Origin of the sequence: Candidatus Poriferisodalis sp. (genome assembly GCF_965215815.1) — a bacterium.
Taxonomy (GTDB): domain Bacteria; phylum Actinomycetota; class Acidimicrobiia; order Acidimicrobiales; family Poriferisodalaceae; genus Poriferisodalis.
The window spans coordinates 1-8,289 of the sequence record NZ_CBDCEO010000007.1 but is presented as its reverse complement, the minus strand read 5'-3'; the positions used below and the strand labels follow the sequence as shown (position 1 = coordinate 8,289).

Below are 8,289 nucleotides of genomic sequence, written 5' to 3'. Positions count from 1 at the left end.
CAACGGCCGACTCGTGCTCAACCGCACAGTCGGCGGCGGAGGGGACGCATGGGATCAGCGAGAGTGGGGGCCGGTCTCGGTTCGAAGCGTCGTGAGGTCGATCTCCACCAGCGGGCGTTGGGTCGTGCGAACGGCGGCACGGAGCGAGCCGTGAGCGAGTTGGCCGCGGTGTAGTGGAGAAGGGCGAGCGTCGATGACCGAGCGCTCGTGGTCTTCCTCTCGCAGGAGCCCGATCCCGAGGCGGTGGAGGCGCTGCTGGGGGAGGACCACAGCCCCGCGGTCATCGCGATCGAAGGTGCCGAGGCATACGTTTGGACTCCCGATGGCGTCAAGGCGATGACCTTGTCGTATGTGTACCTCGAAAAGCGGTTCGGCGTCGTCGCCACGGCGCGCAACTGGAACACCATCGCGAAGATCGTTGCCAAGCTGTGACCGCTGGCCGCGAGCACCAACAGGGGAGCGGGACCATGACCGAGCACGAAGAGCCCATCGACGACATCAAGCGCCGGCGCCGGGTGGGGGAGCGGGGACTGTCGCCCGGTGAGCTCCTGGGCACGTTGATCGACGGCGCGCCGACGGAGGGCGACGCGCAGATGCTGATGGAGCTGCGGGTGGGCCTGGCTGCTGAGGGCGGGTCGGGCCCGGCGGAAGTGTTCGTTGCAGCGCGCCCGAGCCGATGGACCCGCAGATGACGGAGTGGCTGCATCGGCTGCCGCCCATGATGTGAAGTTCTTGGTGGGGCCTGCTACAGTTCGTGCACTGCTCCCCGCCTTCCCGGCATCGCCGGGAATGGCGGGGCATATTCGTTTTGGGAGGCGAGTCGGTGACGAGTGTCTCTGTGTTCATTGACTATGAGAACACCCGCTTTGGGGCGCGTGAAGTGTTCGGCGACCCGCAACGCGATCCCTACACGTTCGGGCATGTGAGGCCGCTGCGGCTCGGATTGCTGCTCAAGCAGCTCGGTGAGAAGGTCGACCCTGCTCGCGAACTCACGGCGGTGAACGTGTACCGGGGCCGGCCTGGACAAAAGAGCGGCCCGCAGGCGCAAGCCGGATCCGCCCGACAGTTCGCTGCCTGGAAGTCTCAGTCGCTCGTGACGGTTAGAAGCCGGCCGCTGCGCTACCAGCCGACGGCATGGTCGATGGGCCGGCCTGCGGCGTGGCGCGCCGAGGAGAAGGGCATCGACGTCATGATGGCCCTCGACATTGCGATCGGCGCCCGCGACGACGCCTACGACGTGGCCGTGGTGGTGTCTGCCGACACCGACCTTGCCCCAGCGATTGAGGTTGCGCTAGACGCCGGCAAGCGGGTCGAGACGGCGATGTGGTGGAGTCCGGAGCACCCGCACCGCCGGATGAAGGTCCCGGGTCGGCGTCTGTGGAATCACGCTCTCGATGCCAGCCGGTTCGCGCACGTACGAGACGACACCGACTACACCGCCTCGCCGTAGCGCTTCGCGGTCGATGAGCGAGACATGCTCGAGTATCAGGCCAGCCACTGGGCAGTTGACGGACAGCGTTGTCAGTGTGCGGGAGCGAGGTCGATGGTGAGTTCGAGGCCCAGCGCGGCAGCGGCCTTTTGCAGGGTCGTGAGTGTGGCGCTGGTGCCGCCGGCCTCGAGGCGAGCCACCGCTGCTTGGCTGGTGGACATTCGCACAGCTAGCTCTCGTTGGCTGAGTCCGGCTGCCTCGCGGGCTTCACGGACCTTCTCGCCGACGTCGATGGCCAGGCGGGCCGTGGTGAGCGCCTCGTCGAATTCGGCCCGCTCGGCGCTGGTCATGGCGTTGACCCGCCGGTTGCGCAGTTCCTCGATAGTCGTGCGACCCATCAGTCGTCCTCCTCGGCCGTGTGTACTTCAGCGATGCAGCGCCGCATGGCTTGGCGAGCGACGGCTGCGAGCACGGTCGCGAACTCCTTCACCGGCAGGGAATCGATCCATTTCTCAACTTCCGATTCTACCTCCACCGACCACATGACATCAAGAATGATATCGCGGCGCCTCGGATCCACGGACTCGGCGAGCCGGCAAGGACGCCGCCCTGACACGATCACTGTTGGGGCGGCATCGGCAGGACCGGCACCGTGGTCGGCTGCTGGCTCGTGCGCCACGGCATGACGGGAGACGAGGCGCTGGCTGAGTTTGCGAGTCCTGGCCGCTGGTTCAATCGGCCTTGCTGTTCCCGGTGGGCCGGTGCCACATGAGGGCGGCTGCAAGCGCTGAGAACAGCGCTACCAGGGCCCACACTGCCAGCCAGCCGAGATTCTCGGCTGCCCATCCGGCCGCGACCGGGCTCACCAGCGCGGCGACCGCGAACATGGTCGACACGATCCCAGTGATCATCCCCGTGGACCGCTCGCGCCCGACAGTTATGTGGGCAAAAAGCAGCGGCGTCCACCCCCAGCCGGCCACGTACCCCACCGGAATGCCGACGAACATCAGCGCCGTGCTGCCCGTGGCCATCGCCGCATAGCCGGCAACCGCCACCGCGGCCATGGCCGCGGTGGTCCTGGGAGCGTCCAGATCCCGGCGGGTTACCGCGTGAGCGCAGCCGATCCGCATGAGCACGCTTCCCCCCGCCGAGGCCGCCACCAGAGCCGCCGCAGTGTCGGCACTGGCTCCGGCGTCCACGAACGACAGCGACGCGAAGGCGTTGAACACCACCAGGTTGATGAACAGCAGCGCGGCGCCGCCAAGAAAGCCCAACCCCAGAGAGGCCACATCATCGCGGGCGTTGCGGGGCGGCCCGGCTGTGACCGGTGCCGCAGGACCGGACCGTACTCCCACCGGCACCGACTGTTTTCGGGGCCGTGCCGGTCCCATCAGCAGCGCCAAGCCCGTTAACGCGAACACCGAGCACGCGGCGAACACGGTGCGCCAACCCAGCCGGTCGCCGAACACCGGCAGCACCGCGGTGGACACCAGCACCAGCAGCGGCATCGCCGCCTCACGAATGCCGAAAGCGAGAACCCGCGGCGTGCGAGCCAAGAAGTCCACCAGGATCCTCGAAGAGCTCGGCTCAGACAGCACCCGCAGGATCCCGGCTGCGGCCAGCAACGCCACGAACCACGCCGTGCTGGGCGCCTGCGACAGCGCCACCACGAAAAAGCAGCCACCGATGCAGGTGAGCCGGCCCACGTTGATGCCGCCGACGCGGTCGGTCACCCGTCCGAGCCACACTGCCAGCACGACCGCGGGAACGGCTGACAGTGACAAGCCCAGCCCCAACTCGGACGAGCTGATCCCCAAGTCGAGCCGCAGGTAGGGCGCCAGCGGACCCGAGATGATCTGCGGCGCGGCCCCCGCGGCCAGCAACGCGCTGGCTGCGGCCACCGCGGCCGCGTCGGAGCGAATGGTGCTACCACGGCGATGCCGGGTCACGGCAGGATGCACCTTGCGGAACCCTCAGTCACACGATGGAAGCTCGGAACGTGAAGCCGGTCTGACCGAACAGTCTCGCTGTGCGTACCGCCACCCCCGCTCGCCGCAAACAGCACAGCAGCGGGCCTACGTCCGCAACTGGGCCGAACCGTCTCGGGGAATGTCGCCCCTGCCGACGGCGTGGCGATCTCTAGCCCGTCAGCTCTCAGGGCGTCCGTACAACTTGTCGCGGTCCAGAGAACCAGGAACCAGGACGTCGATGTCGCCGACAGCACGGTCGCGGTGCCGCCGCCTAGGAGGCGTGCGGCCCAGGATCTGTAGATGTGTGCAGTGTCGATGTTGTCGATGCGGGCGAGCGCTGCGGCCAGGCCCTCGAACTAGGCACTACGACCTGGGTGCATCGCTCGAAGCGGCGCCGAGGCGCTGCGCCTGCTGGCTCGTGATGCCGAGGATTGCCCCGATGCGCTCCCAAGAGGTCCCCTGCTCACGCGCTGCTCGGAGAGCCTGAACGACGTGCTCGTCGCAGCAGTCCTGCCCTCTAGCGGCTCGCACCAGCAGGTACTCGGCGGCAGGCACCTCCTGGGCCTTGGCTGGGTCGAAGGCCTCGAAGCGGTCTGCTAGCTCCTCCGCGTGGTCGAGGATCTCCTCGCAGGTCCACTTCATGGCAACCACTCCAGGAACCTCGGCCGCGCCTGCATGGCATGAACTATAACGTCGATCTCTTCATCTTCGTCGGTTACCACACCGACCTCCAGCAAGCGGCCGCTGGGGTCTGCACCGATGATCATGTCCAGATCGTCCCGCAGGTGCACATGCACAAGGTTCCGGTAGGCGTGAAGCATCTCGTCGTCGCTCACGCCATGCTGACGGGCTGTGTGCGCGATGACCGGATCCACACGGCGACGATACGCCGCAGAGAGATGTTGTCATACAAATAGCTCTCTTTTCAATATATATTGTGTTGATCCACTAGCCAGGACCGGCACGGTGGTCGGCTGCTGGCTTGTGCGCCATGGCATGACGGGAGACGAGGCCCTGGCCCAGATCGCGCAGTGGTGGCAAGGAGTGCGACGCCGGCTACAACCGGGTCCCCCTCAGCCGATCACGCCGACACATCTGCGTTGATCCTCAGGCCCCACCGGGTCGACCGAGAGCCTCCCGAGGGCAGCGACGGGTCGAGTAGCGGAAACGTTACAGCCTTGAGCGAACGACAAACGACCAATCTTGTCGTGGAGAGGCGACCGGCGCGCCAATGCGTGCGAACCCTTGGCGCCGTCAGGTCTGCGCATGCTCCTTGCTTCGGTGCGACGGCAAGTGAGCCTCAGAAGGGCGCAACCCCGGCCGTTTGCCGAAGCAGGGACGGTTCCGGGGCCTTCAAGGACAACTATATGGTCTGGGGGCGGTCGACGATGCGCTCGTGAGATACGGGCGCAAAGGAGTTGGCCAGCGGCGGGCCGATGCCAACCGAGGTCACGCACCGGCACGTGAATGGTGACAAGCAGTCGGATTCGTAGAGCCGGTCTGGCCGACCGCCGAGTGAAACGTTGCGTCATCGGCTGCAATGCGCCATCATGTACCCAATCCTCCCCGCCGTCCGCCTCCGCTCTGTCGGTGGTGCACTGGCGGGGCTTTTCTTTGCCGGGTACAGGGGGAGCATTCTCGGTCGGTCGCCCTCATTCCTGTACGGCCGTTGTGGCCGCTCGATCAGTCGATTGCCGGGTCGAGCCCGAATGCCCTCTCGACGGTCTTGATTGTGTGCTCGTCGCGCAGTTTGCAGACGGTGACTTGTGAGGCGAAGAGCCCCTTCTCGCGGACGGCCTGGTCGATGGGCCGTGTGGCGAGCCACTCGACCGGCACGACCTTCTCGGTCACTTCGGAGTCGTCCGAGGCCGTTCTTTGCCACCATTCGGTGCTTAGCTCTGGTTGATCGAGCAGCGATTGCAGCTGTCCGTTGACCTCGACTTTGGCATCGCGTGCGGGGATCATCTCGCCGGTGACTCGGCCGATGCCGACGTAGCCGGCTCCGCCCACGTATGCGAACACGCGCTTTCCCGGCGTGAGGTTCCGCAGCGGCTTCCAGTACCACGATCCGCCGCCTGCGTTGAGGAGCCCGTACTTGCTCGCTATCGCCCAGCGGTCGCTCTGACCGGCTCGGCCGAGAACTATGTAGAAGTCGCGGCCGTTCCACGGCCGACTCTTGCGGCGCGATGGTCGAACGGCCTTGTCTTCGGTCTGTTGTGGATCAAGTAGCCATGTGCGAGCTAGGTAGTCGCGGCCGTCGTCGCTGAAGTGGCGGAAGAAGACGGCGTTGATGGGCACGTCGTAGGCGTCTGCGAGGAACTCGACGATGCGATCAGACGTCGGGTCGAGCTCGGACGCGATGATCGTGAACTGCTGCTCAGCATTGACGACGTCCGGGAGCGGGCTGTCGAATCGCTCGGCGAAGGCCTCGTCGAGTTGTGTCTCGCCGCCGTTGTGGTCGAGGTAGATCTGCTCAAGATCCTCGAGGCCTAGACCCTGCACCCAGGAGCCATAGTCGAGTGCTTGGGCGACAACGTCGCGAGGGGTCCGGTCACGCTTGAGTTCGAGTACATGGGCGCGACCGTCAGCATCGAGGGCCAACAGATCTATGTATCCCCCATAGCTGGTCGGTACCTGCCTCCCAATGATGAACAGCTCCGTTCCGCTCATGCTGGGATCCTCACTGAGCATGTCCTCGAGACGCTGCTCGAAGTCCAGCGGCGACGACGCCAGCCTGTGCGGTCCGGCATCGGTCATCCGCCAGATCGCTATTTCAACGGCCATGGATCCTCCCTGCGGTCAGGCCCATGATGCCACTGGCCCATGACATCGGCCCGATGTGGGGCGTCAATCGCCACGGCCAATGTGACCGGAAGAGGCGTTGGGGTTGCTTGTTGTTCCTAGCGGTCGCTATCCAACGAACTCAAGATCCGAGGCAGCGTCCAGCGGGAGCTACGCAGCTCGGCGAGGCTCCACCAGCTCTATGTGGGGCGGTTCATCTTGGCGATGATTGCGCCCAACTCACGCTTCTGGGCGGTGCTGATTGAGCCGAGCGGCGTCTGGCTGGCGGGGCAGAACACGAGAAGTGCTGGTTTGACGCCGATCAGATGCCAGCGGCCACGGACTCTGTACGGGTGCTTGCGGGACGCACCGTCGGCCTTGAGATTGAACGTGTGGACAGGTTCCCACGGTCCCATCGCGTCGAACCAGATGTGCTCTAGGTGGCTCTTGGCGACAGACAGGAGCACGACGTTCGGCTGCAGCGCTGCCAGCAGCTCGTGCCACAGCGTTCTTCCGTCGTCCACGAGCACACGCCGGTCGGCTTCGCCGAGTCGGCTCCATGTGGGATCGGTGGCTATGGGCGAGCAGATGTCGGTGTGGAGCACTGTCGAGGTTCGGCCGTCGTAGTAGCTGGCTCCCATCCCGTTGAGCAGAGGCTCGAAACTGTTGAACCATCGGGCGTAGGGGCGGGTGCGGAAGTAGGCGGACAGAGCGTCGAGGTACCGTTGCCGATCTCCGGCGGCAGCATTCTCGGCGAGCGGGAAGCGCTGGAACGGGTCTCCCTCGGGGAACTCGTTTCGGGAGGGGTTCAAGCCGACGGTCAGCACGCGTGGTTGCGAGTTGACATAGGCGTCGAGGTCGCCGAAGAACAGGATCGGTATGGCGGGGCTCACGCGCGACTTGAGCGACGCGGCCGAATCGAACGATCGCCATGCTTTCGCGACGACCGCGCTGAGCTTGTCGCGCTCGCTCAAACCGGTCCTCGGTGGGGCTGGCTGCGGAGCATCGTGACGGCGATCATGCGGCAATGCGCATCAAGAGCTTGCGGTGGAGATCCTCGGTCGACTCCAGCGACGAGATCATGTCCCCGCCCACATCGGAGAGTCTCGCGAGGTCGGCTCTCGGGATCTCGGCCTGGTCCTCGAAGACGATGATCGATTCGAACGAGAGATCATGCCGGTGGAAGTAGCCGAGCATGATCGTCGTCAGCCGCGCCTTGTCGCGGTTGGGCACACCGTAGAGGAATAGCGGGATGCCGCTCTTTCCCTCGATCCGGTAGTCCACCGGGTATGCATCCGCGTTGGGCACCTCTGGCTGGTAGTCGCGCTGCATCCTGGCTTCGTCCACCAGGGCCGAGAGGCAGTCGGCCAGATCGTCGTAGAAGGTTGAGCCGACGTTGGAGCGGGACAGCAGGGTCAAGTCGTAGACCCTGGTCAACGCCTGGCCGAATCTGAAGATGGCCTCGGGCAGCCGGTCGACGGATGTGTCGACGGAGAAGACTCCGTTGTCATGGTGGATGCCGCTCTCATCGACGATGCGCTCAAGCAGCATCCCCCGGGTGCCGGTGAGGAACGAGTCGATGTCGTGCTCGTAGCTGATGTGCATGAGGGTGTGGCCGCAGTCCGACAGGCGCAGGCCGCCCGAGGGCGCCTCTGCCAGATGGAAGGGATAGCCGTCGCCGTCAGGGAAGCAGAAATGCGTGCGCAGCATGAGCTCGCCGTCGGGGCGCTCATCGACACCCACGTCCTCACAGAGGCGCTCGCACAGGAGGCTCCTGAGCGCCCCAACGTCAAGAGTCATAGGGGCAGCGTCGCTTCATCGGGCGGTGGAGCCGTGATCCCCGGCCAGTAGGTGCAAGCCGAATACAGCCGACAAACCGCTGACAGCGGGCCCGTAGAACGCATGGGGGTCTTTCTCCTTCGGCTATAGTGTGGCCAATCCTCCCCGCCGTCCGCCTCCGCCCGTCGGTGGCGCACTGGCGGGGCTTCTCTTTCCAAGCGAAGGCTGCGCTTCGTGGTCGGTTGTGCCCGCTGGCACGTCCGAGACAGCGCGAGCCCCAAGGGCGTAACCCCGGCCGTTTGCCGCAGCAGGGACGGTTCCGGGGTCTTC

Annotated in this window: 12 protein-coding genes; 4 read left to right on the top strand and 8 right to left on the bottom strand. The window is 65.6% G+C overall.

The window, feature by feature from the left end:
* Window positions 1-207 precede the first annotated feature (207 nt).
* The 3 genes from ACOOHB_RS00940 (at window position 208) to ACOOHB_RS00930 (ending at window position 1,450) form a co-directional block, all read left to right on the top strand.
* Window positions 208-432: a hypothetical protein gene (locus ACOOHB_RS00940; protein ID WP_420442955.1), complete on the top strand. Its 225-nt coding sequence runs from the start codon at window positions 208-210 to the stop codon at window positions 430-432.
* 35 nt (window positions 433-467) lie between these two features.
* Window positions 468-692, top strand: coding sequence for a hypothetical protein (locus tag ACOOHB_RS00935; protein ID WP_420442954.1), 225 nt, complete (start codon window positions 468-470; stop codon window positions 690-692).
* A 131-nt stretch (window positions 693-823) separates the two neighbouring features.
* Window positions 824-1,450, top strand: coding sequence for an NYN domain-containing protein (locus ACOOHB_RS00930; protein WP_420442953.1), 627 nt, complete (start codon window positions 824-826; stop codon window positions 1,448-1,450).
* Window positions 1,451-1,521: 71 nt separating this feature from the next.
* On the opposite strand, the gene ACOOHB_RS00925 is transcribed toward ACOOHB_RS00930, so the two are convergent.
* A complete protein-coding gene (locus ACOOHB_RS00925; RefSeq protein ID WP_420442952.1) occupies window positions 1,522-1,827 on the bottom strand; it encodes a helix-turn-helix domain-containing protein in 306 nt (101 codons plus the stop codon).
* The gene (locus ACOOHB_RS00920) at window positions 1,827-2,108 is read right to left on the bottom strand and encodes a hypothetical protein (RefSeq protein WP_420442956.1); all 282 of its coding nucleotides are present in this window, start codon (window positions 2,106-2,108) and stop codon (window positions 1,827-1,829) included. Before ACOOHB_RS00920 ends, ACOOHB_RS00925 begins: the two co-directional genes overlap by 1 nt.
* On the opposite strand from ACOOHB_RS00920, the gene ACOOHB_RS00915 reads away from it, so the two are divergent.
* Window positions 2,082-2,201 carry a hypothetical protein gene (locus ACOOHB_RS00915; protein ID WP_420442951.1) on the top strand — a complete coding sequence of 40 codons (120 nt, stop codon included), beginning with the start codon at window positions 2,082-2,084 and terminating at the stop codon, window positions 2,199-2,201. The genes ACOOHB_RS00920 and ACOOHB_RS00915 overlap by 27 nt on opposite strands.
* Here ACOOHB_RS00915 and ACOOHB_RS00910 read toward each other — a convergent pair.
* From ACOOHB_RS00910 to ACOOHB_RS00885, 6 genes are all read right to left on the bottom strand, one after another.
* Window positions 2,161-3,378 (bottom strand): MFS transporter, encoded by a 1,218-nt coding sequence (locus ACOOHB_RS00910; protein WP_420442950.1) that lies wholly within the window; start codon window positions 3,376-3,378, stop codon window positions 2,161-2,163. The genes ACOOHB_RS00915 and ACOOHB_RS00910 overlap by 41 nt on opposite strands.
* A 384-nt stretch (window positions 3,379-3,762) precedes the next feature.
* Entirely contained in the window at window positions 3,763-4,041 is a 279-nt protein-coding gene (locus tag ACOOHB_RS00905) for a hypothetical protein (protein WP_420442949.1), read from the bottom strand.
* On the bottom strand, window positions 4,038-4,274 hold the full coding sequence (locus ACOOHB_RS00900) for a hypothetical protein (protein WP_420442948.1): 237 nt from the start codon (window positions 4,272-4,274) through the stop codon (window positions 4,038-4,040). The genes ACOOHB_RS00905 and ACOOHB_RS00900 overlap by 4 nt, the downstream gene beginning before the upstream one ends.
* Before the next feature lie 808 nt (window positions 4,275-5,082).
* Window positions 5,083-6,183 carry a DUF91 domain-containing protein gene (locus ACOOHB_RS00895; protein ID WP_420442947.1) on the bottom strand — a complete coding sequence of 367 codons (1,101 nt, stop codon included), beginning with the start codon at window positions 6,181-6,183 and terminating at the stop codon, window positions 5,083-5,085.
* A gap of 197 nt (window positions 6,184-6,380) precedes the next feature.
* Complete coding sequence (locus tag ACOOHB_RS00890; protein WP_420442946.1) at window positions 6,381-7,154, bottom strand: hypothetical protein; 774 nt, start codon at window positions 7,152-7,154, stop codon at window positions 6,381-6,383.
* A 43-nt stretch (window positions 7,155-7,197) separates the two neighbouring features.
* A complete protein-coding gene (locus tag ACOOHB_RS00885) occupies window positions 7,198-7,980 on the bottom strand; it encodes a DUF1828 domain-containing protein (RefSeq protein ID WP_420442945.1) in 783 nt (260 codons plus the stop codon).
* Window positions 7,981-8,289 lie beyond the last annotated feature (309 nt).

Excerpts from the sequence above, each read along its gene's own strand:
- ACOOHB_RS00935 (WP_420442954.1), top strand. The coding sequence starts at position 468 with ATGACCGAGCACGAAGAGCCCATCGACGACATCAAGCGCCGGCGCCGG.
- ACOOHB_RS00925 (WP_420442952.1), bottom strand. The coding sequence starts at position 1,827 with ATGGGTCGCACGACTATCGAGGAACTGCGCAACCGGCGGGTCAACGCC.
- ACOOHB_RS00905 (WP_420442949.1), bottom strand. The coding sequence starts at position 4,041 with ATGAAGTGGACCTGCGAGGAGATCCTCGACCACGCGGAGGAGCTAGCA.
- ACOOHB_RS00895 (WP_420442947.1), bottom strand. The coding sequence starts at position 6,183 with ATGGCCGTTGAAATAGCGATCTGGCGGATGACCGATGCCGGACCGCAC.
- ACOOHB_RS00885 (WP_420442945.1), bottom strand. The coding sequence starts at position 7,980 with ATGACTCTTGACGTTGGGGCGCTCAGGAGCCTCCTGTGCGAGCGCCTC.